19 protein-coding genes are annotated in these 19,713 nt (G+C 71.4%); 5 read left to right on the forward strand and 14 right to left on the reverse strand.

The features are described 5' to 3' along the window. Positions 1-233: 233 nt before the first annotated feature. Positions 234-488 carry a hypothetical protein gene (locus tag AC07FV_RS16600; RefSeq protein ID WP_479087901.1) on the forward strand — a complete coding sequence of 85 codons (255 nt, stop codon included), beginning with the start codon at positions 234-236 and terminating at the stop codon, positions 486-488. Here the strand turns inward: AC07FV_RS16600 and AC07FV_RS16605 are convergent. The 10 genes from AC07FV_RS16605 to AC07FV_RS16650 all read right to left on the reverse strand — a co-directional run bounded on the left by AC07FV_RS16605 (position 474) and on the right by AC07FV_RS16650 (position 11,819). Next, entirely contained in the window at positions 474-2,090 is a 1,617-nt protein-coding gene (locus AC07FV_RS16605) for a SpoIIE family protein phosphatase (RefSeq protein WP_479087903.1), read from the reverse strand. The two genes, AC07FV_RS16600 and AC07FV_RS16605, sit on opposite strands and share 15 nt — an antisense overlap. Continuing rightward, the gene (locus AC07FV_RS16610; protein ID WP_479087905.1) at positions 2,087-3,973 is read right to left on the reverse strand and encodes a hybrid sensor histidine kinase/response regulator; all 1,887 of its coding nucleotides are present in this window, start codon (positions 3,971-3,973) and stop codon (positions 2,087-2,089) included. Before AC07FV_RS16610 ends, AC07FV_RS16605 begins: the two co-directional genes overlap by 4 nt. Continuing rightward, positions 3,970-5,016, reverse strand: a complete 1,047-nt coding sequence (locus AC07FV_RS16615) for an ATP-binding SpoIIE family protein phosphatase (protein WP_479087907.1) — start codon at positions 5,014-5,016, stop codon at positions 3,970-3,972. Before AC07FV_RS16615 ends, AC07FV_RS16610 begins: the two co-directional genes overlap by 4 nt. Further along, positions 5,004-5,423 (reverse strand): anti-sigma regulatory factor, encoded by a 420-nt coding sequence (locus AC07FV_RS16620; protein WP_392888346.1) that lies wholly within the window; start codon positions 5,421-5,423, stop codon positions 5,004-5,006. The genes AC07FV_RS16615 and AC07FV_RS16620 overlap by 13 nt, the downstream gene beginning before the upstream one ends. Continuing rightward, entirely contained in the window at positions 5,420-5,797 is a 378-nt protein-coding gene (locus AC07FV_RS16625; RefSeq protein WP_383644097.1) for an STAS domain-containing protein, read from the reverse strand. Before AC07FV_RS16625 ends, AC07FV_RS16620 begins: the two co-directional genes overlap by 4 nt. Beyond that, on the reverse strand, positions 5,794-6,642 hold the full coding sequence (locus AC07FV_RS16630) for an STAS domain-containing protein (protein WP_479087908.1): 849 nt from the start codon (positions 6,640-6,642) through the stop codon (positions 5,794-5,796). The genes AC07FV_RS16625 and AC07FV_RS16630 overlap by 4 nt, the downstream gene beginning before the upstream one ends. 759 nt (positions 6,643-7,401) lie before the next feature. After that, positions 7,402-9,234, reverse strand: coding sequence for a cholesterol oxidase substrate-binding domain-containing protein (locus AC07FV_RS16635; RefSeq protein WP_479087909.1), 1,833 nt, complete (start codon positions 9,232-9,234; stop codon positions 7,402-7,404). A 286-nt stretch (positions 9,235-9,520) separates the two neighbouring features. Further along, complete coding sequence (locus AC07FV_RS16640) at positions 9,521-10,255, reverse strand: dienelactone hydrolase family protein (RefSeq protein ID WP_479088039.1); 735 nt, start codon at positions 10,253-10,255, stop codon at positions 9,521-9,523. A 774-nt stretch (positions 10,256-11,029) separates the two neighbouring features. Then, positions 11,030-11,461, reverse strand: a complete 432-nt coding sequence (locus AC07FV_RS16645) for an RNHCP domain-containing protein (protein ID WP_479087910.1) — start codon at positions 11,459-11,461, stop codon at positions 11,030-11,032. A gap of 19 nt (positions 11,462-11,480) precedes the next feature. Beyond that, a complete protein-coding gene (locus tag AC07FV_RS16650) occupies positions 11,481-11,819 on the reverse strand; it encodes an RNHCP domain-containing protein (RefSeq protein ID WP_479088041.1) in 339 nt (112 codons plus the stop codon). 662 nt (positions 11,820-12,481) lie between these two features. On the opposite strand from AC07FV_RS16650, the gene rsgA reads away from it, so the two are divergent. The 3 genes from rsgA (at position 12,482) to AC07FV_RS16665 (ending at position 15,946) form a co-directional block, all read left to right on the forward strand. Then, positions 12,482-13,597, forward strand: coding sequence for a ribosome small subunit-dependent GTPase A (gene rsgA / locus AC07FV_RS16655; RefSeq protein ID WP_479087912.1), 1,116 nt, complete (start codon positions 12,482-12,484; stop codon positions 13,595-13,597). 17 nt (positions 13,598-13,614) lie between these two features. Next, complete coding sequence (locus tag AC07FV_RS16660) at positions 13,615-14,361, forward strand: SAM-dependent methyltransferase (RefSeq protein WP_479087914.1); 747 nt, start codon at positions 13,615-13,617, stop codon at positions 14,359-14,361. A 718-nt stretch (positions 14,362-15,079) separates the two neighbouring features. Next, entirely contained in the window at positions 15,080-15,946 is an 867-nt protein-coding gene (locus tag AC07FV_RS16665; protein ID WP_479087916.1) for a GNAT family N-acetyltransferase, read from the forward strand. Between the two features lie 29 nt (positions 15,947-15,975). Here the strand turns inward: AC07FV_RS16665 and AC07FV_RS16670 are convergent, their stop codons facing one another. From AC07FV_RS16670 to AC07FV_RS16685, 4 genes are all read right to left on the reverse strand, one after another. Continuing rightward, complete coding sequence (locus AC07FV_RS16670) at positions 15,976-16,302, reverse strand: DUF1048 domain-containing protein (RefSeq protein ID WP_479087917.1); 327 nt, start codon at positions 16,300-16,302, stop codon at positions 15,976-15,978. A 1-nt stretch (position 16,303) separates the two neighbouring features. Further along, positions 16,304-16,660 carry a DUF1048 domain-containing protein gene (locus AC07FV_RS16675; RefSeq protein ID WP_479087918.1) on the reverse strand — a complete coding sequence of 119 codons (357 nt, stop codon included), beginning with the start codon at positions 16,658-16,660 and terminating at the stop codon, positions 16,304-16,306. Next, the gene (locus tag AC07FV_RS16680) at positions 16,657-16,983 is read right to left on the reverse strand and encodes a PadR family transcriptional regulator (protein ID WP_479087919.1); all 327 of its coding nucleotides are present in this window, start codon (positions 16,981-16,983) and stop codon (positions 16,657-16,659) included. The genes AC07FV_RS16675 and AC07FV_RS16680 overlap by 4 nt, the downstream gene beginning before the upstream one ends. 210 nt (positions 16,984-17,193) lie before the next feature. Further along, positions 17,194-17,853: a hypothetical protein gene (locus AC07FV_RS16685; protein ID WP_479087920.1), complete on the reverse strand. Its 660-nt coding sequence runs from the start codon at positions 17,851-17,853 to the stop codon at positions 17,194-17,196. A gap of 236 nt (positions 17,854-18,089) precedes the next feature. On the opposite strand from AC07FV_RS16685, the gene AC07FV_RS16690 reads away from it, so the two are divergent. Then, complete coding sequence (locus tag AC07FV_RS16690) at positions 18,090-19,625, forward strand: helix-turn-helix domain-containing protein (protein WP_479087921.1); 1,536 nt, start codon at positions 18,090-18,092, stop codon at positions 19,623-19,625. Positions 19,626-19,713: the final 88 nt, after the last annotated feature.

Below are 19,713 nucleotides of genomic sequence, written 5' to 3' on the forward strand. Positions count from 1 at the left end.
TCCGGCCGAGGGCCGGCTCCAGGCCGGCCTCGTGCCATGCACAGCGCGGACTTCCGCGCCGTCCGGCGGTCACCAGGACGCCGGTTCCGACTCGGCACAACTCCCGCCCGGTCCCTCTCTCACACCCAGCTCCGGCGCCACATGCACATCAGAGAGGCACCCTTCGTGCAGCAGCCGCGTGGTGCGGTACGGCTGCTGGCCCGGCGGGGGACGGTGCGCGCGGTGCCGTCCCGGTGACGGTGGCCGCGGACGGATGCACCGAGCTGGGGGTGCTGCCCGGCATCCATCCGGAGTGGCTGGGCGACCGGGGCTTCCTTCAGGCGCACGGGGTCCGCTACCCGTACGTCTGTGGTGAGATGGCCAAGGGCATCAGCACCGTCGACCTCGTGGCGGCGGTCGCCGCCGGCGGGGTGCTCGGCTTCTTCGGTGCGGCGGGAAGGGCACCCGCGGGCGTGCGCCGCGTGCGGGGGACCCTACTGCTGTCCTGAACGCTCCGGGGCGTTGAGGTGTACGGCCATGATGGCGATGTCGTCGCTGCCGTCCGGGGGCAGGCGGTCCAAGAGGTCGTCGCACACGTCCTCGGGCAGCCGCGGGGCCCGGACCAGGACGTCGGCCAGGGAGTCCAGGGACTGCTGCAAGTGGATGTGGCGGCGTTCGATCAGGCCGTCGGTGACCAGGAGCAGCAGGCTGCCGGGCTCCGCCGTGACCCGGTGCGCCGGGGGGTGGGGCAGGCCGAGGCCGAGCATGGGCCCGTGCTCCTCGACGAAGACGGCGGTGCCGTCGGGGGCGCGCACCAGGGGCGGAAGGTGGCCGGCGTTCGCGATGTGCAGGACGTCGGAGGCGTACTCGATCAGGACGACGCAGAGGGTGACGGCGGTACCGGGTTCCACGGAGGTCAGCAGGTGATCGAGGTGGGAGAGGATGACGTGGGGCGGGTGTCCCTCGATGGCGTAGGCCCGCAGGGCGTGGCGTACCTGGCCCATGACCATGGCGGCATCGAGGGAGTGTCCGGCGACGTCTCCGACCGCGACCACGAGGCCGCTGGTGGTGCTGATCGCCTCGTAGAAGTCGCCGCCGATCTCGGCGCGTTCGCTGGCGGGGAGGTAGCGCACGGCCAGGTCGGCGCGTGTGGTGCGGGGCAGGTTCTCGGGCAGGAAGCTGCGCTGGAGGGTGAGGGCCAGGGCGTGTTCCTCGCTGTAGCTGCGCAGTGCCTCCAGGGCGAGGGCGCTGGCCCGGGCCAGTTGGTGCAGGAGCGGGTCGTCGTCGTCGAGGGCGATGGCGTCCGCGGGGACGAGGATGACGACGGGGGGCCGGTCGGACTTGGCCTGGCCCACGACGGTGTGGCGCCGTGCGGGGTCGCGGACCGGTACGGGCAGGCAGGCGGGGTCGGGCAGGCCGTCGTCGGTGTCGGTCCGGGCCTCGGCGCGGTCCTCGGGGGCGGGCACGGGGTGCACCCGGGTCTCGGCGGTGGCCGGGTTCCCCTGCCCGTGGGCGGTGTGGGCGACCAGGGCGTCGCCCTGCGGGGTGTGGAGGAAGGCGGCGGTGTCGCAGCGCAGGACGGAGGCAGCTCCCTCGGCGGTGGCTTTGATCAGTTCGTTCGCGTCGGTGGCGCTGTAGACGGCCAGGGTCGCGCGGTTGAGGAGGTGCAGCCGTTCGGCGAGGAGTTCGGCGCGGCGGCGGGCTCGGGCGTAGCGCAGGGTCGCCGTGACGGTGGCGAGGAGTTCTCCCGGTGCGATGGGTTCGACGAGGTAGGCGTCGGCGCCGCGGTACAGGCCCCGGGTGCGGTCCTCGGCCGAGATGGCCGACGCCGAGATGTTGATCACGGGCATCGCCGCGGTGGCCGGGTTCTTCTTGATGTGCTCGCAGACCTCGAAGCCCGTCATGTCGGGCAGGCGTACGTCGACGATGGCGATCTCGGGAAGCTCTTCGAGGGTGCGCAGCAGCTCGAGCGCGCTGGTGCCGTCCTCCGCGGTGGTGACCCGGTGTCCGCCGCGCTCCAGCGTGGTGGACAGGACGTAGCGGTTGGTGGGGTCGTCGTCCACCACCAGGATGCGGGCCGGGGCCTGGTCGTCGGAGTGCTGCTGGGTCATCTGTCTTCCTCGAGCGGGTACGGGGTCGCGAAGAGGGGGGCCGGTGGGGAGGCTGCCCCGACGCTGGTCCGGGTCAGTGCCGCGGCGAGGCCGGCCGGGGTGAGGCGGCCCTTGTCCAGCACGGCGCGGACCGGTTCGATGCGGCCGACGGGCACCTCGCCCGGATCGGTGGCGGTGAGCACGACCACGGGGATGTGGGCGGTGGCCGGGTCGGCGGCGAGCAGGCGCCGTACTTCGTAGCCGTCGAGTGCGGGCATGTCGAGGTCGAGGAGGACGGCGTCGGGGCGTTCACGCCGGACGGTGTCGACCGCGGTGGTGCTGTCGGTGACGCAGGTGACGCAGGTGACGAGCCGGCCGATGAGGGGCCGGAAGCCGGTCAGGAACGCCTGGTCGTCGTCCACGACCACCACGGACCATTCGGCGAGGGGTTTCCCGGGCGCGTCGAGGGGGTCCGGCTGGGAGGTGGCGGCCGCTTCGCGGGGGTCGGGGGCCGGCCCGTGACCGTCCTGGGAAGTGAGGAGGGAGGGGGTGAGGGCGGGGATGTCGACGACGACGAGGGTGCCCTGTCCCGTCTCGCTGTCGAGGCTGAGCGTGCCGCCCAGTGCCTCGGTGAGTCTGCGCGCGTAGGGAAGACCGAGACCGGTGCCGGTCCGTCCCCGCTGGTGCTGGCCGGGGACCTGGTAGAACTCCTCGAAGACCCGCTCCTGTTCCTCGGGCGGGATGCCGACGCCGGTGTCGAGCACCTGGAAGCGGAAGCGGCGGTCCTGGCCGGTGCCGTGCTCCGTGACGTCCACGGTCACCGAGCCGTCGGTGGTGAACTTCAGGGCGTTGGAGAGCACGTTGCGCAGTATCCGGGTGAGCATGACCTCGTCCGTGACCAGCGCCCCCGTCTGCGTGTAGTCGGGGACGCGCAGGTGCACTCCGGGCTGCGTCATGCTCTGGAGGGTGCCGCGCAGCTGGTGGAAGAGGGCGCGCAGGTCGGTGTCGACGGGATGGGGTTCCAGGCGGCCGGCCTCTGCCTTGGCGACGTCGAGGAGTTCGTCCACGAGCGCCAGGAGGGTGTTGCCGGAGGCGTGCACCAGCGAGACCTGCTGGCGCTGCTCGGCGGAGAGCGCTTCGGCTTCGGGGGCGAGCAGCAGGCGGGTGAGGGCGATGACGGCGTTCACGGGCGAGCGCAGTTCGTGGCTGACGTTGGCCCAGAACCGCGTCTTGGACTCGTTCGCCTGCTCCAGCTGGCGGGTCTTGTCCTCCAGGTCCGCGTAGAGAGCGACGACGCCGCTGTTGGTCTCCTCCAGCTCGCCGGCCAGTTCCGAGTACAGCGCCAGGACGCCGGTGTTGGTCTCCTCCAGTTCGGTGTTCAGGCGCTGGAGTTCGTCCTGCTGGTGCTGGGACTCCTCCAGCGCGGCCAGCAGTTGACGGTTCTGGGAGCGGAGCGCCTCGATGAGGTCGGTGCCGCCGTCGGTGGCGAGGAGCGTGCCGCGCAGGTGGTCCGCCAGGACGGTGAGGGGTTGGGTCAGCGCGGTCGCGCGCTGTTCCAGGACGAGTTCCTGGCCGTCGCCGGTGCGGGAGGTGCGGCAGTCGTCCAGCAGCCGTGACGCCGCGGCGAGCAGGGAGGCGGAGGGCTGCCGCTCTCCCTGCCAGCGGAACCGGAGGGAGAGGACGGCGTCTCCCGCCCGCCCGGCCAGCGAGAGCCGGGCGGTGAGGGAGGCCGCTCCCAGGAGGTGCTCTCCGGCCTCGCTGACGACGGTGGACATCCGCACCAGAGGGCTGCCCGTCAGGTCCAGGGCCCGGCACGCCATCTGGGTGCGGCGGCGCAGGGTGACCACGTCGCCCCCCTCCCGCAGGGCGAGCGTGAACACCTCCTGGGACGGGTCGCCGGTCATGGCTGCCGGTGCACGGCCACGACGATCCCGGCATCGTCCCTGCGGACCGCGGCCTGGCTGAAGATCTGGGCGGCGACGATCGAGGAGTCCTGGGCGAAGAGGCCCGGGAAGTCGGCGGGCTTCCAGCGGTCGCTCAGGCCGTCGGAGTGCATGATCAGGGCGGCCCCGGGCGGCAGGGCCGCTTCGAAGGTACGCGGCCTGGGCATCTGCACACCCGCGATGCCCGGCAGTGACGGCAGGCCCGTGCGGCCGTTGGGCGATCCCACCAGGGCCGCGATGTTGCCGGCTCCGCTGAGCTGGACCCGCCGGGCGGCGGCGTCGACCAGCGCGATCGCCACCGCCGCGCCGCGCGTGTTGCGCAGCGCCAGGTGGACGTCCTGGAGGACGTCGGCGGGCGACGACTGGCGGCTGCCGCGGAACGCGCTCCTGGCCCGTTCGCCGGCCTGGGCCGCCAGCGGGCCGTGGCCCAGGCCGTCGCACATCATCAGCAGCAGTGCGTCAGGACCGTCCGCGGTGCGCACGGCCCAGGTGTCGCCGCACGTCTGCTCTCCGCCCAGCGGGCGCGTCAGGCCGCCCGCGTCCAGCGGTCCGGGCAGCGGGTTCGGGCCGTCGGGGTCGGCCCAGAACCGTGCCTGGACGACGGTGCCCCGGCCGGGCAGGGAGTGGATGCCGGAGACGTCCGCCATCCGCGCGATGGTTCCCAGCCCGAGGCCCAGGCTCCCGGAGGCGGACGTCCCGTCCCGCAGGGCGTGGGGCAGGTTGCTGATGCCGGGGCCACTGTCGAGGGAGAGGCATTCGACGGCGGCGCGGTCGCGGGCCCGGAGGATGCGCAGGGCCATGGAGCCGTCGTGCGCGTACTTCAGCAGGTTCGTCGCCATTTCCGTCACACAGAGTTCCAGGGCGGCGACCTGTGTCTCGGGCAGGCCGAGGCTGCGGGCGAGCTGTCCCGCCTGGCGGCGGGCGGAAGCCGCCAGGGCGACGTCCGCACGCAGCCAGTGGACGTCGCCGGCCTCGGCGACCAGGGTGGAGTTCACCGGTTCCACTTCACGATGGTGACGGTGGTGCCCTCGGGGCCCGTCTGGATGTCGAACTCGTTGACCAGGCGCTGGGCCCCGCTCAGGCCCAGGCCCATGCCCTTGCCGGAGGACCAGCCGTCGGTCAGGGCCTGCTCGACGTCCCGGATGCCCGGTCCCTCGTCCCGGAACTCCACGAACACTCCCACGCCCCCCTGGCCGGCCACCTCGGCGGCACGGACGACGCCGCCTCCGCCGTAGACCAGCATGTTCCGTGCCAGTTCGCTCGCCGCGGTGACAAGCTTGGTCTGATGGACCAGCGAGAGGCCGCTGTGCTGCGCGAGGATGCGCACGACCTGCCGGGCCTGGACGACGTCCTTGCTGGTCGCCACCGGAACGCTCTCGAACGTCGTGTCCCCGGTCACGTAATCCTTCATGCGCGGCCTGAGCCGGTGGTGCTGAGACGCCGCAGCAGCTTCAGCCCCCGCTCCAGGTTGAGCGCGGTACGGACACCCTGCAGGGACAGCCCCAGCTCCACGAGCGTCATCGCCACCGCGGGCCGCATGCCGACGACCACCGTCTCCGCGCCGAGCATGCGGGAGATCGAGGCGTTCGTGGCGAGCATGCGCCCGACGAAGGAGTCGACGATCTCGAGTGCGGAGATGTCGATGACGACACCCTTCGCGCCGGTCGAGACGATCTGCTGCGACAGGTCCTCCTGCAGGTCCAGCACCATCTGGTCCTCCAGGTCGATCTGGATGGAGACCAGGAGGATCTCGCCGATCTTGAGGACGGGTACGCGGTCGGTCACAGCAGGCCCCGAACGTCGTCCTCGGCGTCCTTGGCGACTTCGCGCACCGCCTGACGCAGCGCGTCCGCGAGGGACGCGTTGGTCTGGATGTCACCGAACTGGATGCCCAGGGCGACGATGGTCTGGGCGATCTGCGGGCGAATGCCCGAGATGGTGCACTGTGCGCCCATCATGCGTGCGGCGACGACGGTCTTCAGCAGGTGCTGGGCGACCTGGGTGTCGACGGTGGGCACGCCGGTGATGTCGATGATCGCGTGCGTGGAGTCGGTGTCGACCAGGGTCTGCAGCAACTTCTCCATGACCACCTGGGTGCGCGCCGAGTCGAGCGTGCCCACCAGCGGGACGCCGACCACGCCGTTCCACAGCTGCACCACCGGCGTCGACAGCTCGAGGAGCTGCTCGGCCTGCGAGGCGATGATCTCCTCGCGCGTACGGACGTACGCCTCGGTCGTCAGGAGGGCGAGGCCGTCCAGGAGCTTGGCGAACTGGAGGTAGGTCCGGGTGCCGTGCTCCTCCGCCGTGAGGGCCGGCTCCAGGACCTCCTTGAGCGCGAACACGCTCGTCGCCGTCTCCGTCGGAGTGAAGCCCTGCCGGGCCCGGCTGCGGGAGAGTTCGATCAGCAGGCTGCGGGTCTCCCCGTAGGCCTCGCCCCGGGCGTCGAGACCGCCCGCCGCGATGGCCTGGACGATGGCCTCGTACAGCTCGCCCAGTTCGCGACGCATCTCGGCGACGCTGAGCCTGCCTTGCAGAGCCTCACCGACGATGGCGCCCCACTGCGCGAGAAACTCGTCCCGGTGCGAGGTCAGAGACTCGACCAGCAACTTCGTATTGTCTTCCGGTGCCACGTCGCCCCACTATGCGATTAAGTGAATGTATGGTCAAAGATACGGCATGACGCCTCCAGCCGAAGGGCTGAGGCGAGTCTGCGCATGCGGTGACCGCGGGCGGAGAGCCTTGGCCGGATGGCCTGATGCCGGTCCGACCTGCCGGGGAAAACGGACTGATCTTCTCCAGGCCCGGGCCAGCCGTCGTCCTCGCGGGCGTGAACAGCGGGCCCGTCGATATGACCGTGGAGATCTACCGCGTCGGCGTCGTACTTCCCCGCCTTGCCGAGACGTGGGACGAGGCCGTGGACCACAGCATCGAGTCCCTCACGGGCGACATGAGAGTCGCCGCCATGATGGATGCCCCCCCGAGCTGCCCGTGCTGACACCGTTCGGGCCCGGTCCCTACCGCGCCCGCGGCCGTGACCGGGCGCACGACGGATATGGCCGGGACAACGGGAGCCCCACCTGATCCACCAACACAGCGACCGCTTCGGGCGATCCATGAGGCAATCCACACAGACTCTGCCGTACCAAGTCGCTGCACCTGAGCCGGCCGAGGAAGACCGGAGACGAGCGGCCGAGGCAAAGCTGCGCCGACGCGGAACCTGACCGCTGAGGGGGCGGGGCCACGCCATCCCGTCACCCGTCCTCGCTCGACACCGCGCCACCGGCCACCGGCCACCGAGGGGGTCCGTTCAGTGTCAGGGGCCGGTCGCCGAGGTCTCGGCGTCTCGCTCGATTCCGTCGCGCTCTGTGTCTGCGACCGTTTGCTGTTCTTCAGCGCAGCAGCGCGTCGAGGAAGGGGCTGGAGATCACGTGGTGGGGGTCGAGGCGGTTCAGGGTCGCGACCGCCTCGTCCCAGCCCGGGCCGCCTCCGGCGCGCAGGGCCGCGGGGACGGTCCGGGTGAGGACGTCCGGGTCGGACCATGCGGCGGTGTCGGTGTAGGCCCAGCCCTTCGACCATTCCACCCGTACGGTCGCCCGTTCTCCGTCCAGGGCCAGGAGGAACTGCTCGATGTCCCGGTAGAAGCGGTGCAGGGCGGGTGTGGTCGGCAAGGAGAGGATGTCGATCCACACGGCGATGTCGGCGTCCGGCCGGTCCGGGCGTGGTCGCAGGGCGGACAGCAGCGGTGGCCGGGCACCGGGGACGCCGCACACGGCGGGGACCTCCAGGCCGGTCACCCGGATCTCCACCTGGCCGTTGACCGGGTACTCGCCTCGTGCGGCGTACTGGGCGAGGAGCGTGCGGTGGAAGTCGGCGAACTGGCTGACCACCCACTGCAGGTCGGCGCGGCGGGTGAGGACGGCGTAACCGTTGGCCGTCTCGCGCAGGGTGGTGGGCCGCACGTACTCCAGCAGGTTGCGGGAGGCTCCCCACAGGTCGGAGCGGAGCCCGCCCGCCAGCAGGTGGGTGAGCACGTCGCCGGTCAGCACGTCCCGCACGAGGGTCTTCGACAGCAGGACGTCGGTGATGTCACCGGTGAGGGCGACCTTGGCCAGCAGGTACTGGACCTGTCCGAAGAGCGGGGCGCTCGCCCAGGCTCCGGAGACGAGTGTTCCGGCGAGACGGGCCACCGGCTCGGGAAGGGAGTCGGAGAAGGGGTAGTTGTAGGGTCCGTCGACCGCCCGGGAGGCGAACGGCCGGTCGGGGGCGACGCTCCAGACCTTCAGCCAGGGCTTGTCCGTGAACGCGAACCAGATCGCCTCCGCCCGGCCGGTCCTGTCCACGAAGGAGGCCAGGGTTCTGGTGCCGGGCGGGGCCCCGGGGGCGGCGAAGAGTTCGGTGGCGGGGATGTCCAGGAAGGACCGGCAGCGCAGGTTGTGGTCGGTGCCCATCCGCAGCACTGCTTCGGTGACGAGGGAACGGCCGAGGTGGGTGAGGAGCGCGTCGCAGTCGGGATCGGCCCGGTGGACCGTCCGCAGGATGTAGCGTCCGGCGGCTTCGTCCCAGACGACCGCGGTCAGCTCGGTCACCAGGTTGCTCATCGAGCCGTAGCCGTGCCCGGGTGACGGGTTCTCACCGTTCGCGGGGACGGCCGTTCCGTGCGCGCCGATGGCCAGCGCCCCGCCGACGGACAGTTCCCCGGGAGCGGGTGCGGCGACGACCCCGTAACCGTGCGCGCCGGCGAACGCTAGGAGCCTCTCCAGCAGGGCACCGGTTTGCACCCGGATCAGGGCCGAACCGTCGGTGTCCTGCCGCTCCAGTGACATCCCGGTGAGGTGTGCGGTGGTGTCCACCAGGACGACCCGGGCCGCGGCGGGTGTGCCGTCGGCGACCGTGAGCGGAGCCCAGCCATGCCGCTTCCCTTGGGCGCGTACCGTCCAACCGGCACCGTGCGCCCAGTTCACTACGTCGAGCAGGTCCTGCGGGGTACGTGGCGTGCAGGTCCACAACTGGTCGGCGCGGATCTCACCGGCCCAGTTCTCGTAGACGCGCCGGAAGACGTCGAGCCCGGGCGGGAAGCCGGACGGTGAGGGTACGTCGGCGTAGGCGCTGTCCGGCCGGACCACTCCGCGCCACAACCAGGCCCCGCCGCCCGCGGCGATGGATGACGCGAGGAGCCTGCGCCGCGACAGTCCGCCGTCCTGAAGCGAAGAATCGTCCGTCATCCCCGAAACCTCCCCTGGTCTCGCCTGACTTCGGACCGGCCCTGGCGGGTCGATCGAGCACGGACGCTAACCGGCCGACGAGGAGTCTCGTAGTCATATGGTCGTTCGATCTACACGATCGAGTGATAACCGGGCGAACACCCTTTCCGGGGATTGCGGAACCGATGCGGCCCTACCGACGGCCTTCGCAGGCCGCATCGCGCGGCCCAGCGCCCCCTCCCCCCTCCCGCCTGCACCTCCGCCTGCGCCTCGTCGGGGACAAGGGCCAGGCCCGACGCGTCGTCCATCAGCGGCCGCGCCCCCTCAGTGGCAGGCACTCGGCGAGCAGGTCGACGACGTCGCGCCAGGCTCGCTGCGCGTGCTGTGGGTGGTACCCGACGCCGGGGACCGCGGGGTGGTCGACCGGCGGGTGGTGGAAGGCGTGCAAGGCGCCGCCGTACACCGTGAGGCGCCAGTCGACGCCCGCGGCCTGCATCTCGGCGGTGAACGCGTCCCGTTGCGCGGGCGGCATGATCGGGTCTTCGGACCCGACGCCGGCCCACACCGGACAGCGAATGCGCGCTGCCTCGCCCGGTCGGCCCGTGGTGGTGGCGTTGACTGTCCCGATGGCGCGCAGGTCGACGCCGTCACGCCCGAGTTCCAGCCCGACGGCTCCCCCGGTGCCGTAGCCGACGGCGGCGATCCGGTCGGGGTCGGCCCGCGATTGGGTGCGCAACACGTCCAGCGCCACATGGCCGATGCCCCGCATCCGGTCGGGATCAGCGAGCAGCGGCAGGCAACGGGCCAACATCTCCTCGGGGTCGCCGAGATACCGCCCGCCGTGAAGGTCGAAGGCCAGCGCCACGTATCCCAGCTCGGCGAGAGCGTCGGCCCGGCGGCGTTCGACGTCGCTGAGCCCCGTGCCCTCCGGCCCGAGCAGCACTGCGGGCCGGCGGTCGGTACCGGCCGGGAGTGCGAGGTGCCCGGTCATCGTCAAACCGTCGGCCGGATATTCGACCGTACGCGTCGTAATCGTCGTCACGAGACCGGACTGTAGTGACCACCGAGCCCGGTCCGGCCGGAGTTCTGCCGTTGGCAGACAGTCGGTAACCAGGCACAGCCGGCCATGCCGGGCCGGCGCCGCGAAACAGTGCTCGGCGATCATTGGAGGCGAAGACCAGCATGCAGAACCACTCAGCGGCCAACCGGCTTGGGCGGGAGCTTCCTCAGCCGTTCGCTCCAGGCGTCACTACCCCTCACCCCTTCTCTTCGCTTCACGCCGTTGGCGGACCACAGTCCCCACGGCAACTCCGATCACGGCGACGACTCCCAGGATGATCGTCGCCGACATGGAGTCGTTGATCGGCGTAAATGCCAGGTATCCCATTCGAACCCCTCTTGGGCACATTGCCGGTGGCGTCGGCGAGGTAGCAGTAGGCCCCCCCTCAGTCGCCGTGGAGTTCAGCATGCCCGGGGGCTCGCGGACGAATCCGGTGTCCCCAGCCGGCCGCCACCGCGTCAGCAACCTCGCTGAGGACTGCCTTCTGATCTGCGGAGTGGTGCTGAGACTGAGGTCTTGCCAACGAGAAACCACGTCCGGTGCCCGTGGAAGAAACGAGCGCAGTGTCGCGACGGCGGCGCTGCGCGGCGAGCAGTCGAGATTTCGCCGTCTGTACGCGAGAGGCCCCCGTGGGCGGGCCTTGGCCACCGTGCTCCGAGGCCTGAAGAAAGGGCGAAGCGTACGGGCGCGGATGCGCTCGTACGCTTCGCCCCTTCTTGCGGTCCCGCGGCCCTACGCCGCGAGGCGCGGGTCAGGTCACAGCTGGAGCAGCGCTCGGTGGGCGATGCTGCTGTCGCGCAGCGGTTTCAGCGCGAGGCGCATCAGGGCCAGTGCGTTGTCGTCGCCGGCGATCCGGTTGGCGCTGAGTTCACCGCAGGACTGGCAGTGGTGAATGATCATCCACTCACCGTCCGGCCGCACGGACATGCTCAGTGCTTCCATCCGTCCACTGCAGGCCGCTGCCCGGTCACCAGGGATCCGGCGGTCGACGTGCAGGCTGACCAGGCAGTTCGGGCAGTGATTGCGGTGGGTGGTGCCAGGCGCGTCCAAGGACACGACCAGTCGGCAGCCCACACACCTGAAATCGTGTCCCCGGTGACCTCCCTGGCGGTGCAGGACGTCCTTGCGCCGCTGTGGGCGCCGCGTGCCCTGCGTCCGTCTGCTGGAGTTGTTCGCTCGTCTCGGCACGGGTTCTCCTCCTTCCGGTCTACAGGTCGCCGAATGCTTCGAGCGGGAACGGCGGTTGTGCCAACGGCCGCACGGCCATGCGCATCAAGATGAGCTGGTTGTCGTCGGTGCGGACGGGACCGGAGGCCAGCTCGTCGCAGCGCACGCAACGGTGGATGACCATCCAGTCGCCGGTGCGCAGCACGGCGACGGAGATCGGCGACATTCGGCCCAGGCATTCGCTGGGGCTGCCCTCGACATGGTCGAGAACGTGCTGGGAGTGCAAGCACGACGGGCAGTGGTTTCGCCGTGTGCCGTCGCCACTGGCGGCGGTGACCGTCAGGCCGCACCACGCGCAGGTGAAGGTGCCGGCCGGCACGGTGTTCGGACCGGTGGAGACAGTCTTGTTGGTACTGGACTTGGTACTGGACACCCGGAGGGCTCCTTGCTGAGAAGTCGGTGATGACAGCAAGAGCAGGCCGAGCGGCCTCGCCGAGGACGCGCCCCCGTATGCCGCAGCGCGCGGGGACTACGGGAGATGCGGGCAGGTCACAGCACCGGAAAGCCGCGTCCGTCAGCCGTCCGGGTGGGACGGGTCAGGAGGAGGAGGCGGCGGGAGCCGTGCAGCGAGGACGCGCGCGGCAAGGGCCGGGGCACAAAACTCACTCCTCTTCGGGGCCGACAGGCCCAGTAGTTCGACGGGACGCCCGACGGTAGCAATGACCCCTCAGCGGGTGTCAACGGATTATCGGACGTGCCACCGCGGCGAACAGCGCAGTTCGTGAGACAGCCCCGCGTTGCCCGGGTCGACGCGGAGGTCGTGCAAGGTGCTACGGTTTTGGGCAAGTGGCGACCAGGCCACTCTTGGAGATCGGAGGAGATGCGCGATGACGGTCGTGGTGACCACCGCTGTGTGCGGTGCCCGACTCGTTCGCATCTCTCGGGTCTCGGCCTGACCTTTCCTCTGCCGGCCTCCCCTCCGCGGGAGTGCTTCGGGCACGTCTGCCGTCCGGCGAGGCCCCCTCTCAAGGGTCTCTTCACTTGTTTCACCACCACGCTTCACATCCATCTGCTCTCTCTCATCCTTCGCGTGTCCTGACTCTGGTCGACTACGGCTGGGACGCGGAGCGTGAGCGGTCCTTCGCCTCTTCGAAGGACGAGGGTCTGGTGCCGGGCCGCGTCGTGCGGGCCGAGCGCGGTCTGTGCGACCTCGTCGCCCACACCGGCCCCGTCCGTGCGACGGTCCTCCCCTCCTCGGGTACCGGTGACCGGCTGACGCCGTGCACCGGCGACTGGGTGGCCGTCCGGCCGTCCGGCCCGGCGACCTCCGCCACCGTGGTGGAGGTACTGGAGCGCCGGACCGCCGTGGTCCGCTCCACCTCCTCGCGCACCTCCCACTCCCAGGTACTGGCCGCGAACGTCGACACCGTCGCGGTGGCCGTCTCCCTCGCCGACCCGCTCAAGCTCGGGCGGATCGAGCGGATGCTCGCCCTCGCCTGGGAGAGCGGCGCCACGCCGGTGGTCGTGCTCACCAAGGCCGACCGGTCCACGGACCCCGCATCGGCGGCGTCCGAGGTGACCGAGGCGGCCCCGGGCGTGGAGGTGCTGGTGACCAGCGCCACCACCGGCGAGGGCCTGGACGTCCTGACCGCCGTCCTGTCGGGCACGGTCGTCCTGCTCGGCCCCTCGGGCGCGGGCAAGTCCACCCTCGGCAACCGCCTGCTCGGCGAGGACCTCCTGGCCACCGGCGCGGTACGCGGCAGCGACGGCAAGGGCCGGCACACCACCGCCTGGCGCGAACTGGTGCCGCTGCCTCACGGCGGAGTCCTCCTGGACACCCCGGGCCTGCGCGGCGTCGGCCTGCACGACGCCGACGACGGCCTGGAGCACACCTTCGCAGAGATCACCGAGCTGGCCCGCACCTGCCGCTTCGCGGACTGCGCGCACACCACCGAGCCGGGCTGCGCGGTACTGGCAGACATCGAGAACGGCCACCTCACCCGGCGGCGCCTCGACAGCTACCACCGGTTGCGGCGCGAGAACACCTACGCCGCCTCCCGCACGGACGCGCGGCTGCGCGCCGAGCTGGAACGGCCCCTGAAGCAGATCTCGCGCCAGGTGCGCGCCCTCAAGCAGTCTCCTCACTTCAAGGCATGACGGAAAGGAATCTGGTCATGGACCTTCCCCGCATCTTCACCATCCGCGAGAGCGGCCACCGCATCCACAACCCGCTGACCGCGGACAAGCTCGCAGTCCTGGGCGAATCCCTCCGGCTCCCCGCCGGGACCCGGGTGCTCGATTTGGCCAGCGGCTCGGGCGAGATGCTGTGCACCTGGGCCCGCGACCTGGGCTTCACGGGCACCGGAGTCGACATCAGCACTCTCTTCACCGAGCAGGCCCAGACCCGCGCCGCCGAACTCGGCGTCGCCGACCGGGTCGAGTTCGTCCACGGTGACGCCGCAGGCCACGTCGCCGGCCAGCCGGTCGATCTGGCCGCCTGCGTGGGCGCCACCTGGATCGGCAACGGTGTCGCCGGAACGGCCACGCTGCTCCAGCGCAGCCTCCGCCCAGGAGGAATGATGCTGATCGGCGAACCCTTCTGGCGGCGGACCCCTCCGGACGAGGAGACCGCCAAGGCATGCCACGCCACCTCCATCGCCGACTTCCTGCTCCTCCCCGCTCTGATCGAGCAGTTCCAGGAACTCGGGTACGACGTCGTGGAAATGATGCTGGCCGACCAGGACAGCTGGGACCGCTATGCCGCGGCCCAATGGCTCAGCATGCGCCGCTGGCTCGATGAGAACCCGGACGACGAACTCGCCCCCGAGGTACGGGAAGAACTCACCACCGAGCCCGCCCAGTACGCCCGATACGGGCGTGAGTACCTCAGCTGGGGCGTCTTCGCCCTCATGAAGCGCTGACACTCCAGTCCCGAGTGGGCCCGGACACCAAAGGTCCGGGCCCCACTCGGGACACTTCACCACCACGGCGATCAAGCCGCCGGCAAGGGCGAGCCGACACCCTACGCCGCCGTTGCAGGCCCTGGCCTTCTTCCAGGGGCAAGGTCGGCGTCCGGCCGTCAGAACGACTCGGCGCAGCGCCGCGGCCGACGAGGCCCCCGGACAAGGGGGACCAGGCTGCGTAGACCGGTGGAGCGCCCCCGCGTCACCACTGCTACGCCCGGCCCCGCACTCGCCGACGGGGTCGGTCGGCGCGCACCGGATGTCGTCCCGGAGTCGGCGCGTCACCCGCAGGGGTGATCACGCGCAGGGTCCGCCTCCGCCCGGGCCGGAGCGCCGGAAGAGCAGGCGAGGACCGTCCCCCCGCGGTCTCCGCCGCCCCGGCCACTTGCCCCAGAGGCTCCCCCCGGCCGGGGCGGACACCGCGGGTGCGAGCCCGCTTCTTCCGACGCGGTATCGGCCGCGTACCGGGTCCCGCCCTTCGCCTGCCCGGCCGCAGTCGAGGGCCGGCGGAATCGTTGAGTCCGAGGGCGCCGCACGGGGACGGAGTGCTGTCGTGGCAGTCGAGGCCGCGGTGGGATGCGGGCGTTCGGGGTGGGTAGCGGGTGAAAAGGCCACGTCACGTGTCCAGTTACTGGATGTCGGCACGGTCCTTTTGCCGTGCCCCTACACTGCGCGGGTGATCAACGACCTTCCTGCGGGACTCACCGCCCGGCACCCCAGGGCCGACGATCACCTGCGGGTGCTGGCCGTGCTGGACAGGTGGTGGGGCGGGCTCAAGGGCGAGGCAGGTTCGGTCGAACGCGCGCTGCTGCTTCCGCACCTGTACTTCCAGCACTTCACCACCACCAGTTTCGTCATCGAGCGCTCGGACGGAGAACTCGCCGCGTTCCTCGTCGGCTTCTTCTCACAGACCGAACCGGACGTCGCCTATGTGCACTTCGTGGGCGTCGACCCGGCGCAGCGCGGACTGGGGATCGGACGCGCCCTCTACCGTGCCTTCTTCGCCCTGGCACGGACTCACGACCGCCGGTATGTCCACTGCATCACCAGCCCTCAGAACGCCGCCTCGCAGGCCTTCCACGCCCGCCTCGGGTTCGTCGCCGCGCCCACCCGGCGGGACTACGACGGCCCCGGACTCGACCGCGTGGCCTTCGTCGCCGACCTCGCCCGGGAGCCGGTCCGCCCGACGCGCCGACTCCGGGTGCTGGACGCGGTCCTGACCCTGGAACACCGTCCCGAGGGCGGCGAGCCGGGCGGCGACGACTGGCTCGCCCAGGTACGAGCGCCGGAAGGACTGACGGTGATCCGTCCTGCGGACGGTTCGGTGTCCCCGGCCGATCGCTGGATCGCACTCTACGACGCCGATCCGAACCACGGACTCGACGAGCCGGGCCTGCTGGCCGCCGTCATCGCACCGTTGGCGCGCGCCGCGATCCCGGTGTTCGCCTCCTCGACCTACCACGCCGACCTGGTACTTGTGCCCGAACGGCGTCGTGATCGGGCGCTGGCTGTTCTGCGCTCGGCCGGATACGGGATCGGCTGATCCAGCGTCGTGAACCGGTCCGATGGCTGTCACTTCCCGGCTTCGCCGGGTCTTCCGCCGAGGGATGCCTGGTAGGCGTCCGCGTGGGTGGGAACGTCCTTGATCAGGTCGTCGCAGAACGCGGCGACGTCGGTTCCGATGAGTTCAAGGACTCCCTGGCCGGCGGCGGCTCCCTCCTCGAAGAAGTCGACGATCTGCGGGAGCAGGGGCCCGTCGGACAGGCTGACCGGTCCGACCTTGAACAGGTACTTCTGCATCTCCCCGTAGACGATCCGGTAGTCCGGCGGGAGTGCCTTGACGCGGGTGACGTGCGCCCGCCACTGCTTCTTGCCTGCGACGATGTCCTGGACGCTCACGTCAGCCTCCCAGCCGGCTCAGTTTCCGTGCGACGTTGCGGTTCAGCTGCTCGCGCCACCGGTCGCGATGGGTCCGGGCCCCCGCTCCGCCGGCCAGCGCCGTGCAGAAGCCCTGGATGTCGTCGCCGAGAACCTCGTGGACGCTCTGCCCGTCCGCCGCCGACACTTCGAGCAGCCCCAGGGCGGAGTCGAGGAGCGGGGTCAGGTTGCGGCCGGTGAAGTCCCCGTAGGGGAAGAGGTGGGCGACGATCTGGTCCCACGCCGCCCGGTGGTCGTCCGGCAGCTCCGCGACCCGGGCTCCGAACGCCTTCCAGTCCCTGGTGAGATCGCTCCCTGTCGCCTTCTCCCAGAAGTTCATCTCCCGCCCTTCTTGAGCCTGTCGATGCGTGTGGAGAGGTACTGCCACTTCGTCCAGAACCGTGCGCGTTCCTCGCGTCCGGCGTCGTTGAGCGCGTAGAACTTGCGCGGCGGGCCGACCCCGGACGGCCGCTTCGTCACCTGGACGAGCCCGTTCCTCTCCAGCCTCAGCAGGATCGTGTACACCGTGCCTTCGACGACGTCGGCGAAGCCGAGCTCGTTCAGCCGGCGAGTGATGGCGTACCCGTAGGTTTCCTCGCTGCCGATGATCTCGAGCACGCAGCCTTCGAGCGTGCCCTTCAGCATCTCCGTCAGGTCGTCCATCTCGGGTGCTCCTCAGCCCTGCCGGTACTGCGTGATACCGAATACCGCTATACGGTATCACTGAGTAGCGGAAGCGGCGGGCGTACCGAACCCCGTCTCCGGTGCCGCGCTGTCTCACCGACCCTTTCCGTGAGGGCGTGGGTGGGACGGGGCCGTCCTTTCGACCCCCGTGGCGAAAGGACGGCCCCTGGCTGTGCGGTGGCGGACCGGTCAGTACAGCTTGTTGACGGCCGTGGTCGTGGTCTTCTTGAAGGCGGTCACCGGCGCGCTCCGGAAGTCGCCCATCTGGCCCCAGCCGACGACGGTGACGGTCCTGCCGTCCCGCCCGACCGACAGCAGGGAGACGTCGTTGGCGCCCCAGGACGTCTCGGTGTGCAGGCCGCGGACGCGGGCGCCCTCCTCGACCGGCAGCGTGCCGTAGTCCCGGCCTTCGGCCTCGACGTCGGGCGAGGCCTCCTCGATGCGGTCGGCGCAGGTGCGGATCAGGTCGTCGTAGTGCTTCGCCAGGGCCTTGGCCTGGGCGGCCGTACCCGTCACTACGGTCAGCTGCACGGCGTTGGTGTCCAGTTCGGTCCAGAACTGCCGGTGCCGGTAGTCGTAGGAGGGCACGCCCTCCGTGCTCACGCAGCCGCCGAGTGCCTCCGGGAATCCTTCGGTGACCGGGCCGGCGCTCCAGGACGACGTCGGGTGCGGCGGCAGCTGGGAGGCCGACAGGAACTTGGGCGCGGCGGCCTTCGGCTTGACTGCGACGGCCTTCGGCTCGACGGTCGTCGGCGCGGCGCCGGCGGCCGGTGCCGTCAGGACCGTGCCCGCCGCGAGGGCGGCGACGGCGAGTGCGGTGAGAGCGCTCGTTCGGATGCGCAGAGACATGGGTGTTCCCCCGTGAATGGGTGCGTGGACGTGGATGCCGCGGCGAGGCCGGCTGGTCGGCCCGGGCCTGGCCGGTGCGGTACCCGAAGCATCAGCGGTCACAGCGGCCGAGCGCAACAGCCGACGGCCGACCGGACACGGTGGAACCATCCCAGCCCGTCTGACGTGCAGGTCTATGGGGTGCCTGGGACGGGGTCCCGGGCCCGGGCGGGGTCGTGAGGGGACAGGGAGGCCTTGTGTCGGCACAGGACGGCGGCGACGGCATCGACGCGGTGGCGGAGTTCGCGGCGCTGCTGCGAGCGCTGAAGGAGCGGACGGACCGCAGTTACGGCTCGTTGGCCCGCCGTCTGGGGATGAACACCTCGACGCTGCACCGCTATTGCGCGGGCGACGCGGTGCCGCTCGACTTCGCCCCGGTGGAACGCTTCGCGGCCCTGTGCGGGGCGAGTTCGCAGCAGCGTCTGGAGCTGCACCGCCGTTGGCTCCTGGCGGTGGCGGCCCGCCGCCGGCCCCGTGCGGCGGGGGCGGCGCCGAGCACGGTGCACGCCGTGGCCCCGGAGGCGGTCGCCGGCGCTGCGGGCGGAGCCGGCACTGCGGACCCTGCGGTGGACACGGCGGAGACAGCGGTGGAGGGAAGCGCCCGAGTGGACGCGGCGCCGGGAGCGGGTGGCGGGCCGGCCACCGATACGGCCCCTGCGCCCGAACAGCACGGGGCACCCGCACCGCCCGAGCCGCCCTCACCGGTCGCACCCTGCGAACCCGGCGAACCCGGCGCACCCGGCGCACCGCAGAGCGCGCCCGCGTCCTCGCGCCGCCCCTGGTATCGCCGTAGGCGTCTCGTGGCCGGGCTGGCCTCCGTGTCGGCCGTGCTCGCGACACTCGGGGCGCTGTCCGCGCTGCCGGAGGGCCGGCCGGCGTCCGGCAGTGGGCCCTCGCAGGTCGCCGCCACGACGTCGGCGTCCGGTACGGCGTCCGGCACTGCGGCGTCCGCTGCGGCGGGGGCCGGGGCGCCTGAGCGACGGGGCGCCTCGCCCGGTCCGAGCGGCACCCCCGCCTCCGAGCGGCCCTCGGCCTCCGCCACCGCGAAGGAGCAGCAGGACGCCTCCCGCCCACCCGGTGCGGCATCCGCCCCGCCCGGCGAGCAGCCCGCCGAACCACCGCTCACCTGGTCCGTCGACTCCCAGGCCTGGAAGCTCGGTTGCGGTCACGACTACGTCATCGCCAAACCGCCCAGCCAGGTCCCCCCTCCCCCGGCCCCGCAGGACGCGGCGCCCTGGGCGGCGACGCAGAGCGCCGTGCACGGCGGCGAGACGCTCGTGCGGCTCTCGGTGCAGGGGCGCAGCGACACGGCCGTCGTACTGGAGGCGCTGCGGGTGCGCGTGGTGGGCCGAACGGCTCCGGCCGAGGGCAACGCCTACGCCATGGACCAGGGTTGTGGCGGCGCGGTCACTCCGCGGTACTTCGCCGTGGACCTGGACAAGGACCGCCCCCTGGCCCGCGCGGTCGCCGGAAACGACTCCGGCACGCCGATCCCGGCCGTGCACATGCCCTACCGCGTCTCGGCGCGGGACCCCGAGGTGCTGCTGGTCACCGCCGGGACCAGTACCTGCGACTGCCGCTGGTACCTGGAGCTGGACTGGTCCTCGCAGGGTCGCACCGGCACGGTGCGCATCGACGACGACGGACGCCCGTTCCGCACCAGCGCCATCGAGGGCCTCCCCCAGTACACGTACGACACGCTGGCACGCCGGTGGGGCCTCGAGTCGGAGTGAGGGCGGGGCGCGCGCCGGGGGTGTCGGCGCCGGGCCGGAGGCGGGGGAAGGCGTCACCCTCTGCCACATCCGAACGTACGAGCCAAGG

It is taken from the genome of Streptomyces sp. NPDC045956, assembly GCF_056430705.1.